Below are 14,160 nucleotides of genomic sequence, written 5' to 3'. Positions count from 1 at the left end.
GTACCTGCGCGGTGACGCGTAGCACGGCATCGTGCACATCATCGGCCCCGAACAGCGCCTAGCCATGCCCGGCCCGCCCCTCCCCCCCCCCCCCCCCCACACCCCCCCCCCCCCCCCCCCCCCCCCCCCCCCCCGGCGGTGGTCGGCGACTGGTGGAGCCTGCTCCTGATCCGGGAGACCGCGCGCGGACACCACCGGTTCGACGCGCTCCAGGAGGAGCTGGGCATCTCCCGGAAGGTGCTCACCGAGCGCCTGGCCCACCTGGTGGAGACGGGGGTCCTGGAGAAGGTCCCGTACCAGGACAGGCCGGTGCGGCACGAGTACCGGCTGACGGAGAGCGGCCGGGGGCTGCTGCCGGTGCTGCTTTCGATGCAGGACTGGGCGGATCGCTGGGTCTTCGGCGACGGCTCGCTCAGCGGCACCGCCGAGGAGGCGAGCGCGGAGGCGCGGCGCGTCGCGGGCCTGACGGGCGAGCGGCTGCCGCGCCTGGAGCTGCCGGGCCACCGGGACGGCGCGCCGGTGGACCCGGTGACCGGCGGCGCGGCCACCGTCCTGTTCTGCTATCCGGCGACCGGAAGCCCCAGCCCGCTGCCGGAAGGCTGGTCGGGCATTCCCGGCACCGTCGGCTGCACGCTGGAGAACCGGCTCTTCCGGGACGCGTACGAGGACTTCCGCGCGGCGGGCGCGGAAGTGCGCGGCGTCAGCACCCAACGCCCGGACGAACAGCGGGTGTTCGCGGTCGAGGAGGGCCTCCCCTTCACGCTCCTCTCGGACGTCGACCTGCGCCTCGCCGCCGCCCTGCGCCTGCCCACCTTCCGCGCCGGGCAGCTGCTGCGGCTGAAGAGGGCCGTGCTGGTGGTGGACCGCGACCGCGTGGTGCGGCACGCGCGCTTCCCGGTGACGGACATCCCGGCGGCGGTGGAGGAGGCGCTGACGGAGGTGCGGCGGCTGGCGGCGGAGGACTGACGGCGCCGGCGGCGGCGGTCCGGGTGAGCGGCTCCGCCGGCGGGGACGTGACACAGATCAGCTTGACGTGCACACAGACGACACTTAGCTTCGCCTTACCTAATTTATGTCGTTCACACGTCCGGAAGATCACCGCATGTCCAGAACCGCGCAGGAGCTCACCCCTTCCTGGCTCCTCTCCGCCCTCGGGCTCGCCGCCACCGCCGGGATCGCGGGCGCCTGCTGGACCGCCGGACACGTCCACGCCGACGCGTCCCTGCAGACGGTGGCCCGATTCCTGCACGTGGCGTTCCTCGTGGTGGGACTCGGCTCGGTCCTGGCGGTGGACTGGTTCGCCGTGCTGTGGCTGACCGGCAAGCGGCCGCTCGCCGGCGTCCTCGACACGGCCGTCGCCCTGCAGACCCCGATCTGGGCCGGGCTGGGCGGACTCGTCGTCTCCGGGCTCTTCCTCCGCCCCGACCTGCACTCCCCGCTGACCCTGGTCAAGCTGGGCCTCGTCGTCGCCGTGACCGTCAACGGCCTCTGGGCGCACCGACTCGGCCAGCTCCTCGAAGCCCACCGCGACAGCGCCGTGCCCCGTCGGCTGCTGGTCCGCTCGGGCATCGCCGCGACCGTCAGCCAGACCGGTTGGTGGGGTGCCTGCCTCATAGGATTCCTCAACAGCCAGACCTGATTTGGGTTTGTCGGAGAATCATCAATACGATCCGGCGATGATCACGAGAAAACGGCTGGCGACCGGGGCCTGCGCGCTGCTCGCCGCCCTGAGCGTCGCGCTCCTGCCGACGGGCGCGGCCGCCGACGAGCCGGCGAAGGAATCCCCCAAGGTCGAGCTGGTACTCGACGTCAGCGGCTCCATGCGGGCCAAGGACATCGACGGCAAGTCCCGGATGGCCGCCGCCAAGCAGGCCTTCAACGAGGTCCTGGACGCGGTGCCCGAGGAGGTCCGGCTCGGCATCCGCACCCTGGGCGCCGACTACCCGGGGCAGGACCGGAAGCGGGGCTGCAAGGACACCCGGCAGCTGTACCCGGTCGGGCCGCTCGACCGGACCGAGGCCAAGACCGCGGTGGCCACCCTGGCCCCCACCGGCTGGACACCGATCGGCCCCGCGCTGCTCGGCGCCGCCGACGACCTCGGCGAGGACGGGGCGACCAAGCGGATCGTGCTCATCACCGACGGCGAGGACACCTGCGCCCCGCTCGACCCCTGCCAGGTGGCGCGGGAGATCGCGGCGAAGGGCATCCACCTCGTCATCGACACCCTGGGCCTGGTGCCGGACGCCAAGACGCGGCAGCAGCTCACCTGCATCGCGGAGGCCACCGGAGGCACGTACACCTCCATCCACCGCACCGAGGACCTCTCCCGCCGCGTCCGTCAGTTGGTGGACCGCGCGGCCGACCCGGTCGTCAACCCGGTGGCCACCGAGGGAGCGCCGCGCTGTGACAAGGCGCCGCAGCTGAAGCCCGGCCTGTACACGGACCGCGAGTCCTTCGGCGAGCACCGCTGGTACCGGGTGGACCTGCTGCCCGGCCAGGAACTGCGGGCCTCCGTCAGCGTGTCGGCCGACCGCGCCGTCAACAACGACTACGGCGTGCTGCTGCGCGCGGTCACCCTGCACGGCCGGGAGATCGTGCGCGGCTCCGAGGCGGGCGACGGCCGGACGGACGTGGTCTCGACCGGTCTGCGCTACCCGAAGCCGGAGCTCGACGACGACCTGGCCGGCGACGTCAAGCCGGCCGCCGAGACCGTCTGCCTCCAGGTCAGCAACTCCTTCTCCGCTCCCCCGTCGGTGAAGACGACGCCCGGCATGCCCATCGAGCTCACGGTGGACGTCGTCGACGGCCCGTCGAGCGCCTCGGACGTGGCCTCGTTCGGTCTCGGGCGCGGCTGGTGGCTGCTCGGCGCGCTCGTGCTCGTCGGGTTCCTGGCCGGTCTGGTCTGGGGCTGGCTGTCCCGCTGGCGCGTCGCTGTCTGGAGGACCCACTGATGCGTACCGTACGCATGCTTGCCACGGCCGCGCTCGCGGGCGCCGCCCTGCTCGGTCTCGCGGCTCCCGCCGCCGTGGCCGACACCCCCTCGGCCACGCCGGACCCGAGCGCGAGCACGGGCACGGGGTCGGGGTCGGGGCCGACGGAGGCCGGGACCACGTTCCGTACCGCCGCCCGCTTCCTGCCCGGGCAGGACGCCACCGCTCAGGCCGCCTCCGGTGACTACCTGTACTGGGTCTTCCCGGCGGACACCGGGCAGCGCGCGACCGTCAGGGCGACGGTGACGCTCCCCGAGGCCGCGCTGCGGCACGGGCCGGCCACCTGGCGGATCGACGTGTACGACGGGCTGCGGCGCCGTCAGCCGTGCATGTACGGGATGCAGTCCCGTACGGCGGCGACGGAGGCCGCGACCGCCGAACTCGCCTGTGTCCTGCGCCCGGTCCGCGCCTCGGCCGACGCCTGGGCGAACGACCCGCTGCCCGGCAGCTACTACGTCCGGCTGACCGTCACCGGCCTGCCCGATGAGGACCTCGGGCAGCCGTTCACGGCCAAGGTCGGCGTCGACGTGCTCGACAAGGGCGGCGCCTACGCCACCGACGGTTCCCTCGCCGCGCCGCTGGTGCCCGGGGCGACCACCGCCGACGAGGCGAAGGCGGACGAGGACGCGGGCCGGCGCACCGCGGTCGAGGCCGCGGCCCCGGAGGACGGCTGGTCCTCCGGCTGGTGGTCCGACCGCTGGCTCTGGACGGCCGCGGGCGGCATCCTCGCCGCGCTCGCCGGCATCGGCGGCTACGTGCTGACGCGCGGCACCGGCCGCCCGCCGCGCGTCCCGCCGGCGGTCTGACCCGTCCCGCACGCGGGACCGGCCGTCCGGCCCGTCCCGCACCCGAGCAGGCCCCCACCGTCCGACGGTGGGGGCCTGCCTCCGTTTCGGCACAGTGCCGCTCACAGGGTCCTGCGGCGGGCGGGGAAGCCGTGGGCGCGCGCTCCGGCCACCAGGGCCACGACCGGCACCAGCAGGAGGAGCACGCTCCACGGCAGGGCGCCCGCGCCGAGCAGGTCGAGGAGCAGCCCGCCGGCGAGACCGCCGGCCGCCATGGCCGCGTTCCAGAGGCTGACCAGCATCGTCTGGGCCGTGTCGGCGGCGTCTCCGCCAGCGTCGGCGGCGGCCGTCTGCAGCAGGGTGGGCGCCCCGCCCCAGCCGAGCCCCCACAGCGCGGCGGCCACCAGGACGAGGGCGGTGCTCCCGGCCGGTACGGCGAGGGCGGCGGCCGCCACGGCGACCAGGACCGTACCGGCGAGGGTGAGGGTACGGAGCCTGCGGTCGATATGACGGCCGGTCACCCAGATCCCCGCGAGCGAGGCGGCGCCGAAGACCAGCAGGACGAGCCCGGTCGAGCCGCCGAGACCGACATGGGCCAGGTAGGCGGCGACGTAGGTGTAGAGCACGGTGTGCGCCAGGACCAGGACGAAGGTGACGGCAAGCACCGGGAGCACGCCGGGGACCTTGAGGGTCCTGCCCGCCGGTGCCCGTGCGCCGCGCGGTTCGCCGGGCAGGTCCGGGACGGCCAGGGCGATCCAGCCGAGCAGCCCGGCCGCGATCACCGTCATCGCGGCGAAGGCGGTCCGCCAGCCGACGGCCTCGCCGAGGAAGGTGCCGGCCGGCACGCCGAGCGAGAGCGCGAGCGGGATGCCGGTCATCGCGACGGCCACCGCGCGGCCCTGGAGGTGCGCGGGGGCGATCCGCCGGGCGTATCCGGCGAGCAGGGCCCAGGCGACACCCGCGGCGACCCCGGCCAGGAACCGGGCGCCCATGGTGAGGGCGTACGAGGAGGAGACGGCGGTGACGGTGTTGGCCGCGGCGAATCCGGCGACCGAGGTGAGCAGCAGCCGCTTGCGGCGCCAGCCGGCGGTCCTGGCGGCCAGCGGGATCGCGGTGAGGGCGGTGCCGAGGGCGTAGACGGTGACCGCCTGACCGGCCGCCGCCTCGCCGACGCCGAGCCCGCTGCTCATCGCGGGCAGGACACCGGCCGGCAGGGTCTCGGTGAGGCTGGTGACGAAGACGGCGGTGGCGAGGGCGAGCAGCGCGGGGAGCGGCAACCGGCCGGAGGGCGGGCGGTGTTCGTGGCGTACGGGCGGGCGGTGGTCTTCGGGCGCGCGGGTCGCGGGGGTGGACGCCGCTGTGGTGTCGTGGCTCATGCTCCGTATGCTCGAACCCTCACATCGATGTGAAGGTCAAGCGATTGCCCGGAGGGGGCTTCCCATGCGGATCGGCGAGCTGTCGGAGCGCACCGGAACACCGCGCAGGCTGCTGCGCTACTACGAGGAGCAGGGTCTCATCGTCGCGGACCGGCTGCCGAACGGCTACCGCGTCTACGACGCGTCGAACGTGGACCGGGTGGCGCAGATCCGCGGGCTGCTGGACGCGGGTCTGCCGACCCGGATCATCAAGCAGATCCTGCCCTGCCTGAACAAGCCGAGGGTCATTCACTTCCCCGACGCCACCCCGGAGATGCTGGCGACGCTGGAGAACGAGCGGGACCGGATGACCGACCGCATCCGCTGCCTGACCCGGAACCGGGACGCGGTGGCGGAGTACCTGGCCGCGGTACGGGAGAAGCGGACGGCCGGTTCGGCCTGAGGGCCGCCCCGTCGCGGACGGGGAGCCGTCCGGCCCGGAGGCCGGAGCAGGCTCCCCGCCTCGCGGGCTCGGAGGAGGATCAGTCGAGGCAGAACTCGTTGCCCTCGATGTCCTGCATCGTGATGCACGACTCGTTCACGCCGTCGGCCCGCTGCGTCAGGACGTGCTTCGCGCCGAGCGCCATCAGCCGTGCGCATTCGGCCTCGAGCGTGGCCAGGCGCTCGTCGCCGACGAGCCCGAGGCCGGCCCGCACATCGAGATGCACGCGGTTCTTGACGACCTTGCTCTCGGGCACCCGCTGGAAGAGCAAGCGCGGGCCCACGCCCGAGGGATCGGCGCACGCGAAGTAGATCTCGTCCTCGGGCGGCAGCGTGCCGTGGTACTCCTCCCAGGTGGCGAAGCCCTCCGGGACCGGCGGTACGACGTACCCCAGCACCTCGCACCAGAAGGCGGCCAGGCGCGCGGGCTCCGCACAGTCGAAGGTCACTTGGATCTGCTTGATCGTTGACATTGGCGCACGATAACAGGGGCCCGAACCACCCCCGGGAGACGGCCCAAACCCTGCCGGTCAGGCCGGGTCGACGAAGACGACGGGCACCTCGTTGTCCTGGACGACGCGGCCGAGCAGGCCGGCCAGCTGGTCGCGCTCGGCGGCGCCGAGGCCCGACGGCAGCGCCTCGACGCGGCGGCAGGTCTCCGTGTAGAAGGCCTCGGCGATGCGCGCGCCCTCCTCGGTGAGCGCCACGCGCACGGCGCGGCGGTCCTCCGGGGCGGGCTCGCGGTGGACGAAGCCGAGCCGGGAGGTGCGGTCCACCAGGCCGGTGAGGCTGGACTTGGCGAGCCCCAGCTTGGTGCCGAGCTCGCCCATGCCGGACGGTCCGGGCATCAGTACGCAGAGGAGCTGACCCTGCTGTGGGGTCAGCCCGTACTCCCGGCCCGCGTCCGCGTACACCGCGTTCACCAGAAAGGCGCCGCGCACCAGCGCGGTCACCACGCTCATCGTCCCGCCATCGTCCTTCGCCATACGAACAGAATACCTTCGCGGTACGAACTACCGGTCACTCCATCCGGCGGGCGCCTTCCAGGACGGCCTGCCGGATGCGGTGGTAGGTGCCGCACCGGCAGATGTTCCGGATGGCGTCGAGGTCGGCCTCGGTGACCTCACGGCCCTCCTCCCGCGCCTTGCGGACGGTCGCCACGGCGGTCATGATCTGGCCCGGCTGGCAGTAGCCGCACTGGGCGACGTCGAGGTCGAGCCAGGCGTCCTGCATCGGGTGCAGCTCGCTCCCGACGGTGCCGGGCAGGCCCTCGATGGTGGTGACCTCGTCGGTCGGGGCGATGTCGTCGACGCGGACGGCACAGGGCGTGAACGCCTTGCCGTTGAGGTGGCTCGTACAGGCCCGGCAGACGCCGACCCCGCAGCCGTACTTGGGGCCGGTGACGCCGAGGACGTCACGCAGGACCCACAGGAGCCGGACATCGCCCTCGACGTCGGCGGTGACGGCCTTGCCGTTCAGGATGAAGGTGTGCTGCGGCACGGTGACTCCAGCTCTCAGATGGTGCGGTCGCGGCCGTCGACGGGCGAGGCCGGGACGGGCGGGACGGTCGGCAGGGGGGTGAAGGCGAGCGGCTCCGCGTGGTTCACCGGGAAGACCGTCGGCATCGTGCCGGTCGCCCGGCCGTACGCGCAGGCGACCGCGGCCATCGCACCGGCGACCGCCAGCTCGCCCGCGCCGCCCGGCTTGTCACCGGTCGGAGGCATCACGATGATCTCCAGCTCGGGCGGGGTGTTCCACTGCCGGGTGTAGAAGTACTGGTCCCAGCTGCCCTCCAGGAAGTGCCCGTCGCGCAGATGGAGGCCGGAGGTCAGGGTGATCGCGATGCCGTCCGCGATCCCGCCCATCATCTGGGCCTCCAGACCACGCGGGTTGACCGCCAGACCCACGTCGACGGCACACACGACCTTGGTCACCCGCGGGCCGGTGTACGCGTTCGGGACCTTCCGCCCGGTGGTCGCGGGCCGGCAGTCGATCTCGGCGAGGATCGCGACCGCCGAGTGGTACTCGGTGTGGACGGCGATGCCCTGCCCCGTGCCCGCGGGCATGGACCGGCCCCACCGCCCCACCTCGGCGACCTTGTCCAGGACGGCACGCGCCCGCGCGTCCTTCACGAGCCGCCGCCGCAGCGCGTACCCGTCCTGCCCCATCCGCCTGGCCAGCTCGTCCATCACGAGCTCCTGCGCGCAGCGGACGTTGGGCGAGTAGATGTTCCGCATCGAGCCCGTGTTGAAGCCCTTGTCGGTCTCGGACAGCAGCTGGGTGGTGACGCCCAGGTGGTACGGGCTGATCTGCGTCAGCTGGAACATCGTCTCGGAGAAGGTCGCGTCGGCGACCGGCAGCCGCGCCGCCTCCGCCGTCAGGACCTCCCCGATGCCGTGCCCGAAGTCGGTGGCGACGGAGGTGTGGCGCTGCTCGTACGTGAGGACCTCGCCGAGCGAGTACGTCGCCCGCACCCGCGACGTGGACATCGGATGCGTACGCCCCTGCCGGAAGTCGTCCGTGCGGTGCCACATCAGCTTCACGGGCTTGCCCATCGCCCGGGAGATCTCGGCGGCCTCCTGCGCCGCGTCGGAGAACAGCTTCCGCCCGAAGGAACCACCGCCCTCCGTGACGTGCACGCGGACCGCGGACGGCGGCAGCCCCAGCTTCAGCGCGATCTGCTCCTGCGCCACGATCGGCGCCTTCAGCGATCCCCAGATCTCCGCGGAATCCGCCCGCACGTCCGCGATCGCGCAGTTCGTCTCCAGCGCCGCGTTGCTCGCGAAGTGGAAGGTGAACCGGGCGTCGACCGCCTTCGTGAGCAGCGGCAGCGCCGGTACCACCAGCGGCAGTTCCGCGCGCCGCAGCTCTTCGAGGACGTCGGCGTCGGACTTGCCCTCGGCCGTGCCCGGGCCCCAGCCGACGCTCAACGCCCGTACGGCGTCCACACACTGGCCGAACGTCCGCGCCCGCACAGCCACCCCGGTGGAGACCGTCACCACGTCCGTCACCCCGGGCATCGCCCGTACCTCGGCGAGGTTCGCCACCGACCGGACCTTGCCGTTGATCGTCGGCGGACGGCACACCATCGTCGGCAGCGCGTCGGGGACCTGAAGGTCCATCGCGAACTTCTTGCGCCCGGTGACCGCTTCGAGCGCGTCCACCCGCCGCTGCCCGGTCCCGACCACCCGGAAGCGAGCCGGGTCCTTCAACGTGACCCGCACGGCGGCATCGGTCACGACGGCCGCCTTGGCGGCGAGTTCGCCGTACCCGAGCACCGCGCCCGCCGGCGACAGGACGGCGCCCGCCTTCGTCGTCAGGGTGGACACCGCCTCCCCGAGCACGAGCGAGGCGGCGTGCAGCAGACGCCCCCGCGCGACGGCGGCCGCCACCCTGATCGGCGTGTAGGTCGAGTACGTCGTGTTCGAGCCGCCCGTCAGCTGGTTGAACAGCAGCTCGGGCCGCGCGTCGGCCAGCGTGACCTTCACCTTCTCCACCGGAAGGTCGAGCTCCTCCGCCACGATCATCGCCGTCGACGTGGTGACCCCCTGGCCGACCTCCGCTCGCGGCAGCGCGAAGTGAGCCGTGCCGTCCGCCTCGATCCGGATCGTGATCAGATTGCCGGTCGGCGCCGCCGCCAGCGTCAACAGCTCGTTCAGGTCCAGGATCTCGGCCGGCCCCGGCAGCGACGGCACCAACGCCGGAACCGCCGCCCGCGCCTGCCCGGGCACCAGCGCCTCGGCCCCGATCTGCGCCGCCACCGTCAGCGTCGGCGCCGCCAGCACGTACCCGAGGAACCGCCGCCGCGCGATGCCCTCACCAGCCCCGCCCTCCGGGTCCGAACCTCCGCCCCCGGTCCCGCTCGTGTGCTCGTCCCGCGCGCGGTGCCGCCTCGCCATTCGGTCTGCCCTCTCGCCATGGCCCCGGCCTGCTACCGCCGAGTATCCTCCGGCCGACGATCATCGCCCATCCGGCCCACCTCCGTGACCCGTTCGCGGCGCACGAGCTTCGTGGAGACCTGGTGCCGACGCGACAGGACGGACATACCGCGCGAGCGCGCCGGAAACGGGGGCCTGCCGGGCCCGCGCTTCCGCCGGGCGCCGATCCGCGCCCCGGAGCGCAGCTGCGCCCGCGAGATCCGCGCCCGCTGACCACCGCCCGCGATCAGGGCGTTCACCGACGCCATCGGGTCCCCGCCCACCGACCGGGCGAGCAACGCTCCGATCACCACCGGCCCCAGCGCCACCGCGAGGGCCGCACCGGTCGCGGTGACGTGCTGGAGAGGGCGGCTGCGCCGGGCGTCCGAAGTCATGACACCAGTCCATCAACGCACGGCGGCCGCCGTATCGGTCGACGTACTCAGGCCCCCGCATCCCGCTACTCAGAAGCGGGCGCGCGAAGACGGTGACGAGGGCTCCCGCGACGGCTCCTCATCGGAGATCCTCAGGGGGTCGAACGTGTGAGGGAATCCCGGGGAGATGACGGGGATGACAGCGGATGGGGACACGATGACGGCGATCGATACGACGGCGGGGTCGGCGGAGGCCGCGACGACGGGAGTGACGGGTACGGGGGTCGGCTTCCCGGCCGCCCCCGCCGCCCCCGCCGTCCTCGTCGTCGAGCACGAGCGCGAGGCCGGCCCCGGACTCGTCGGTGAACGCCTCACCCGGACCGGGCTCCGTCTCGACGTCGTACGGGCCTGGCAGGGCGAGACGCTCCCGGAGTCCCTCGCCGGCCACGCGGGCCTGCTGGTCCTCGGCGGCGCCGCCAACTGCGAGGACGACGTGGCCGCCCCCTGGCTGCCGCGGGTGCGCGTCCTGGTCCGGGAGGCCGTGGCACGCGAGGTGCCACTGCTCGGGATATGCCTCGGCGGCCAGATCCTCGCGCACGCCCTGGGCGGTTCGGTCGTGCGCCGGCCTCAGGGGCCCGAGGTCGGAACCGTACCCCTGCGCAGGCTTCCGGCCGCGGGCGCGGACCCGGTCCTGGGCTCGGTGCCGGACGGCGCCCTCGCCGCGCAGTGGCACTGGGACGAGATGGACCGGCTGCCGGACGGGTCCGTACCGCTCCTCACCGGCGACGACTGCCCCGTCCAGGCGTTCCGTGTCGGGGCCCTGGCGTGGGGCCTTCAGTTCCATCCGGAGGTCGACGCCGGGACGGTGGAGGAGTGGGCGGCGGGCGACGGCGAGGACGTCCGCGCGGCGGGCGGCTCGCCGGAGGACGCGGTGGCTTCCGTACGAGCCGCGGAACCCGCACTCCGTGCGGTCTGGGGCGCGGTGGCGGAGGCCTGGGGCGCGGTCGTGCGGGCCCGTGCGGGTGCGGCTCCCGCCCGGCGGCACGGATACTGACGGCGGCCGCCGCGCGCGCCCGGCGCGTCCGCTTGGCGGGGCGCGCACGGTGGGGTTGCGTGGCGGGCGACCGTACCCGTACGCCCCTGAGGAGCGACCCCGTCATGGCCGACTACCGCATCGAGACCGTCCGCACCGGCTACCGCAACTGGACCGCCCGCAACGACCGCGGCGCCGAAGTCCGCATGGCCGCCGCCGACGACGCCGACGCCCAGCCCTCCTTCACCCCCGTCGAGCTCCTCCTCGCCGCCATGGGCGGCTGCGGCGGCCTGGTCATCGACCGCACCGCCCGCGCGGTCGACCACGACGACCTCCGCATCGTCGTCGAGTCCGTCTCCACCCCCGAGGACGACGGCCGCATCGGCCGCATCCGCGTCAGCTACGAATTCGACCTCCCCGACACCAACCCCCGTGCCGCCGAGGTCTTCGCCCGCGGCGTCCGCCTCACCCACGAGAAGTTCTGCACCGTCAGCCGCACCGTCGAACACGGCGCCCGCGTCGAAGCCGTCCTCCCCGACGGCACCATCGGCTTCGAGGGCTGACACCGGCCAGCCCACGGCCCCCTACCGGACGGTGACGCGGGCCAGGGCCCAGGAGGTGTGGTCGAAGGAGGTCCTGTCGTTGGCGTCGGTCACTTCGAGGCGGAGGACGCGGATGCCGCGGACGTCGACGTCGATGGCGACGGGGCCGGTGGCGGCGGTGAGGGTGGGGGTGGTGAAGAGGGGGCGGCCGTCGCCGTGGAGGGTGGCGCGGGTGGCGCCGGCGGAGCTTTGGCGGGCGGAGAAGTCGTCGATGCCGACGAGGGCGGTGAAGCGGTCGGCGAGGCCGCCGAGGTGGAAGGCGATGTCGCTGTAGGCGTGGACGCCGAGGCCCTTGGGGTAGGTGGTGCCGCCGAAGGAGATGGGGGTGCCGTCGCCCGCGGCGTTCTTGCCGTTGGAGAGCTCGGTGGTGACGGTGAAGGGCTGTCCCGGAATGGCGATCGAGGGCAGGGCCAGGGCCGTGCCGAAGGGGGAACGGGGGTACGGGGCCTGCCAGGACGAGCGCATCAGAGCGACGAGTTCGGTGACGCGGGAAGGATGGCGGGTGGCGAGGTCGGAGGTCTCGCCGGGGTCGGCGGAGAGGTCGTAGAGCTCGACCTGCCACTGGTCGTCGGGGAGGGCGTGGTCGCGGACGGGGGCGAAGCGCACCGCCTTCCACTGATCCTTGCGCAGGGCTTCGGCGAGCCAGGTGGAGCGCTGCTTGTCCTGGGCCGCGGCGCGGCTGGTGACGCCCCGCTCGTCGCGATACCAGTACAGGTGGTCGTGGCGGGCGGCGGGCGCGCCGCCGGCCAGGAGGGGCGCGGCGGAGAGACCGTCCACGTCGGACGGCGCGGGGGCGCCGCCGAGTTCGGCGAGGGTGGGCAGGAGGTCGGTGAGCGGGGTGGGGCGGTCGCTGATGCCGGGCAGGACGCGGCCGGGGCCCCAGGCGATGAGCGGGACGCGGACACCGCCTTCGTACAGGTTGCGCTTTTGACGCTCTCCCTCGTGAACGAGGGAGATTCCTACCGTGTCGCCGCTGTTTCCAGCACGTGCGTGGTGGTTCCTGTTTCCTCACCCGCTGCCCGGCGTGCCGGGTCTTGCGTGGGCTCCGCAGGCGTTTTACGTGTCCGGGCGTCCCTCGGCCACGATGCGCCGCCCTTCGCGGCGTAGGTTGAGTTCGGCGTTCTGGTCCCGGTCATGGGCGGCTCCGCAGGAGCACACCCAGTTCCGGATTTTGAGTCCTTCCAGTCCCTTCGGCCCCTCGATGCTGCCGCAGTCCGAGCACAGTTGTGTGCTCGGGTACCAGCGGGAGACCTTGGCGAAGGTGCGTCCGTACCGCCGGCATTTGGCTTCGAGGGTGCGGGCGAACATGCCGAGGGACTGGTCGTGGACGGACTTGCCGCGCTTGCCCTTGGCGGTTCCCATGCTCTTCACGTTCAGGTCTTCCAGGTACACGGCTTGGCTCTCGCGCGTGATCCTGGTGGTTTCCCGCTCGATGAAGTCGCGTCGCTGGTCGGCGATACGTGCGTGGATCTTCGCTACGGCGTGCTTGGCCTTGCGCCGGTTGTTCGAGCCCTTCTGGGCGCGGGACAGCTTGCGCTGGGCCCGCTTGAGCTTCTTGACCTGGCGGCGGAAGAACTTCGGGCTGCTGATTTTCCGGCCGCGCAGGACCGCGTAGGTGGACAGGCCCAGGTCGATCCCGGTCTCAGTAGTATCCAGGTCCAGTTCCGGCGGCGGCTTGTCCTCGGTCTCCACGACGAAGGAGGCGAAATACCTGCCGGCGGCGTCCTTGATCATCGTCACGGACGACGGGGCGGAGGGAAGTTCCCGCGACCAGCGGACCTTGACGTCGCCGATCTTCGGCAGGCGGATCTTCCGGTCGGCGGTGATGGCAAACCGGGCGTTGGTGGTGAACCGGATCGCCTGGCGGCTGGTCTTCTTCTTGAACTTCGGCGGCCCCGCCTTCGGCCCCTTGCGGGTGCCGTTCTTCGAGGCGAAGAAGTTGGAGTAGGCGGTCTCCAGGTCCCGAAGGGACTGCTGGAGCACCACGGCCGACACCTGGGCCAGCCAGGCCCGTTCCTCGGTCTTCTTCGCCTCGGTGACAAACCGCTTCGACAGCTCGGATGCCTTCGGTCGCTCGGCGCCCTGCTTGTAGGCGTCCTGACGCAGACGCAGCCCGTCGTTCCACACCACGCGGGCACACCCGAACGCCTTCGCCAACGCTGTGCGCTGGAGCGCGTTTGGGTACACGCGGAAGGAGTACCTGAGCTGCACACCAACGATCATATGGCTTTGGGTTTATGGCTGAGTATCAGAACATTCGCACGGGCAGACACTGCGCATTCGTCATGCACGCCCAAGTGGTTCTTGTGACGAAGCGCCGGCACAAGGTCTTCACCGACGCCCACTTGAAGCGTTTGGGGGAGATCATGCGCAGCGTCTGCGCCGACTTCGAGACAGAGCTGGTCGAGTTCAACGGCGAGACCAACCACGCCACGGCTGGTGAACTTCCCACACGACTGTGGGGCGCAACGGCTCTGGTCGGGCTCCTACTTCGCCGGACCGGTCGGGGGGGCTCCCCTGTCGGTCGTCCCCCAGTACATCGAGCAGCAGAACCGGCCCGTCTGAGCCAAGGTCAACAGTGCGGACCCGTGCGCATGAGCGGG

The 14,160-nt window shown here is 72.7% G+C and carries 15 protein-coding genes and 1 pseudogene; 8 read left to right on the top strand and 8 right to left on the bottom strand.

Annotated elements, in window-relative coordinates:
* Positions 1-138 precede the first annotated feature (138 nt).
* The 4 genes from ACZ7G1_RS02690 to ACZ7G1_RS02675 all read left to right on the top strand — a co-directional run bounded on the left by ACZ7G1_RS02690 (position 139) and on the right by ACZ7G1_RS02675 (position 3,796).
* Entirely contained in the window at positions 139-966 is an 828-nt protein-coding gene (locus ACZ7G1_RS02690; RefSeq protein WP_471203937.1) for a winged helix-turn-helix transcriptional regulator, read from the top strand.
* 136 nt (positions 967-1,102) lie between these two features.
* Entirely contained in the window at positions 1,103-1,639 is a 537-nt protein-coding gene (locus ACZ7G1_RS02685) for a hypothetical protein (protein ID WP_470879957.1), read from the top strand.
* Between the two features lie 37 nt (positions 1,640-1,676).
* The gene (locus ACZ7G1_RS02680; protein ID WP_470879959.1) at positions 1,677-2,951 is read left to right on the top strand and encodes a VWA domain-containing protein; all 1,275 of its coding nucleotides are present in this window, start codon (positions 1,677-1,679) and stop codon (positions 2,949-2,951) included.
* The gene (locus ACZ7G1_RS02675; protein ID WP_470879961.1) at positions 2,951-3,796 is read left to right on the top strand and encodes a hypothetical protein; all 846 of its coding nucleotides are present in this window, start codon (positions 2,951-2,953) and stop codon (positions 3,794-3,796) included. Before ACZ7G1_RS02680 ends, ACZ7G1_RS02675 begins: the two co-directional genes overlap by 1 nt.
* A 101-nt stretch (positions 3,797-3,897) precedes the next feature.
* On the opposite strand, the gene ACZ7G1_RS02670 is transcribed toward ACZ7G1_RS02675, so the two are convergent.
* On the bottom strand, positions 3,898-5,151 hold the full coding sequence (locus ACZ7G1_RS02670; protein ID WP_470879963.1) for an MFS transporter: 1,254 nt from the start codon (positions 5,149-5,151) through the stop codon (positions 3,898-3,900).
* A gap of 64 nt (positions 5,152-5,215) precedes the next feature.
* Here ACZ7G1_RS02670 and ACZ7G1_RS02665 point away from each other — a divergent pair, with 64 nt between their 5' ends.
* On the top strand, positions 5,216-5,593 hold the full coding sequence (locus ACZ7G1_RS02665; RefSeq protein WP_470879965.1) for a MerR family transcriptional regulator: 378 nt from the start codon (positions 5,216-5,218) through the stop codon (positions 5,591-5,593).
* A 79-nt stretch (positions 5,594-5,672) separates the two neighbouring features.
* On the opposite strand, the gene ACZ7G1_RS02660 is transcribed toward ACZ7G1_RS02665, so the two are convergent.
* Genes ACZ7G1_RS02660 through ACZ7G1_RS02640 form a run of 5 tightly spaced genes read right to left on the bottom strand, consistent with a single transcriptional unit; the run spans position 5,673 to position 9,943 of the window.
* Positions 5,673-6,104 (bottom strand): VOC family protein, encoded by a 432-nt coding sequence (locus ACZ7G1_RS02660; protein ID WP_470879967.1) that lies wholly within the window; start codon positions 6,102-6,104, stop codon positions 5,673-5,675.
* A 57-nt stretch (positions 6,105-6,161) separates the two neighbouring features.
* Positions 6,162-6,593, bottom strand: coding sequence for a MarR family winged helix-turn-helix transcriptional regulator (locus ACZ7G1_RS02655; RefSeq protein ID WP_470880097.1), 432 nt, complete (start codon positions 6,591-6,593; stop codon positions 6,162-6,164).
* Positions 6,594-6,651: 58 nt separating this feature from the next.
* Positions 6,652-7,131 (bottom strand): (2Fe-2S)-binding protein, encoded by a 480-nt coding sequence (locus ACZ7G1_RS02650; RefSeq protein ID WP_470879969.1) that lies wholly within the window; start codon positions 7,129-7,131, stop codon positions 6,652-6,654.
* 14 nt (positions 7,132-7,145) lie between these two features.
* Positions 7,146-9,530, bottom strand: a complete 2,385-nt coding sequence (locus ACZ7G1_RS02645) for a molybdopterin cofactor-binding domain-containing protein (protein ID WP_470879971.1) — start codon at positions 9,528-9,530, stop codon at positions 7,146-7,148.
* Positions 9,531-9,562: 32 nt separating this feature from the next.
* On the bottom strand, positions 9,563-9,943 hold the full coding sequence (locus ACZ7G1_RS02640; RefSeq protein WP_470879973.1) for a hypothetical protein: 381 nt from the start codon (positions 9,941-9,943) through the stop codon (positions 9,563-9,565).
* A 196-nt stretch (positions 9,944-10,139) separates the two neighbouring features.
* Between ACZ7G1_RS02640 and ACZ7G1_RS02635 the strand changes: the two genes are divergently transcribed.
* Positions 10,140-10,976 carry a type 1 glutamine amidotransferase gene (locus ACZ7G1_RS02635; RefSeq protein WP_470879975.1) on the top strand — a complete coding sequence of 279 codons (837 nt, stop codon included), beginning with the start codon at positions 10,140-10,142 and terminating at the stop codon, positions 10,974-10,976.
* Positions 10,977-11,080: 104 nt separating this feature from the next.
* A complete protein-coding gene (locus tag ACZ7G1_RS02630) occupies positions 11,081-11,518 on the top strand; it encodes an OsmC family protein (RefSeq protein ID WP_470879977.1) in 438 nt (145 codons plus the stop codon).
* A 21-nt stretch (positions 11,519-11,539) separates the two neighbouring features.
* Here the strand turns inward: ACZ7G1_RS02630 and ACZ7G1_RS02625 are convergent, their stop codons facing one another.
* Together ACZ7G1_RS02625 and ACZ7G1_RS02620 are read right to left on the bottom strand one after the other, a co-directional pair.
* Complete coding sequence (locus ACZ7G1_RS02625; protein WP_471203968.1) at positions 11,540-12,475, bottom strand: NPCBM/NEW2 domain-containing protein; 936 nt, start codon at positions 12,473-12,475, stop codon at positions 11,540-11,542.
* A 138-nt stretch (positions 12,476-12,613) separates the two neighbouring features.
* Positions 12,614-13,768, bottom strand: a complete 1,155-nt coding sequence (locus ACZ7G1_RS02620; protein WP_470879979.1) for an RNA-guided endonuclease InsQ/TnpB family protein — start codon at positions 13,766-13,768, stop codon at positions 12,614-12,616.
* A gap of 26 nt (positions 13,769-13,794) precedes the next feature.
* On the opposite strand from ACZ7G1_RS02620, the pseudogene ACZ7G1_RS02615 reads away from it, so the two are divergent.
* Positions 13,795-14,122, top strand: a pseudogene (locus ACZ7G1_RS02615) (IS200/IS605 family transposase).
* Positions 14,123-14,160: the final 38 nt, after the last annotated feature.

The sequence above is a fragment of the Streptomyces sp. NPDC037273 genome (genome assembly GCF_055603625.1).
This window is presented reverse-complemented; position numbering and strand designations above follow the sequence as displayed.

Coding starts and splice junctions, on each gene's coding strand:
- ACZ7G1_RS02660 (WP_470879967.1), bottom strand. CDS start 6,104: ATGTCAACGATCAAGCAGATCCAAGTGACCTTCGACTGTGCGGAGCCC.
- ACZ7G1_RS02670 (WP_470879963.1), bottom strand. CDS start 5,151: ATGAGCCACGACACCACAGCGGCGTCCACCCCCGCGACCCGCGCGCCC.
- ACZ7G1_RS02640 (WP_470879973.1), bottom strand. CDS start 9,943: ATGACTTCGGACGCCCGGCGCAGCCGCCCTCTCCAGCACGTCACCGCG.
- ACZ7G1_RS02685 (WP_470879957.1), top strand. CDS start 1,103: ATGTCCAGAACCGCGCAGGAGCTCACCCCTTCCTGGCTCCTCTCCGCC.
- ACZ7G1_RS02645 (WP_470879971.1), bottom strand. CDS start 9,530: ATGGCGAGGCGGCACCGCGCGCGGGACGAGCACACGAGCGGGACCGGG.
- ACZ7G1_RS02680 (WP_470879959.1), top strand. CDS start 1,677: ATGATCACGAGAAAACGGCTGGCGACCGGGGCCTGCGCGCTGCTCGCC.
- ACZ7G1_RS02635 (WP_470879975.1), top strand. CDS start 10,140: ATGACGGCGATCGATACGACGGCGGGGTCGGCGGAGGCCGCGACGACG.
- ACZ7G1_RS02675 (WP_470879961.1), top strand. CDS start 2,951: ATGCGTACCGTACGCATGCTTGCCACGGCCGCGCTCGCGGGCGCCGCC.
- ACZ7G1_RS02665 (WP_470879965.1), top strand. CDS start 5,216: ATGCGGATCGGCGAGCTGTCGGAGCGCACCGGAACACCGCGCAGGCTG.
- ACZ7G1_RS02630 (WP_470879977.1), top strand. CDS start 11,081: ATGGCCGACTACCGCATCGAGACCGTCCGCACCGGCTACCGCAACTGG.
- ACZ7G1_RS02655 (WP_470880097.1), bottom strand. CDS start 6,593: ATGAGCGTGGTGACCGCGCTGGTGCGCGGCGCCTTTCTGGTGAACGCG.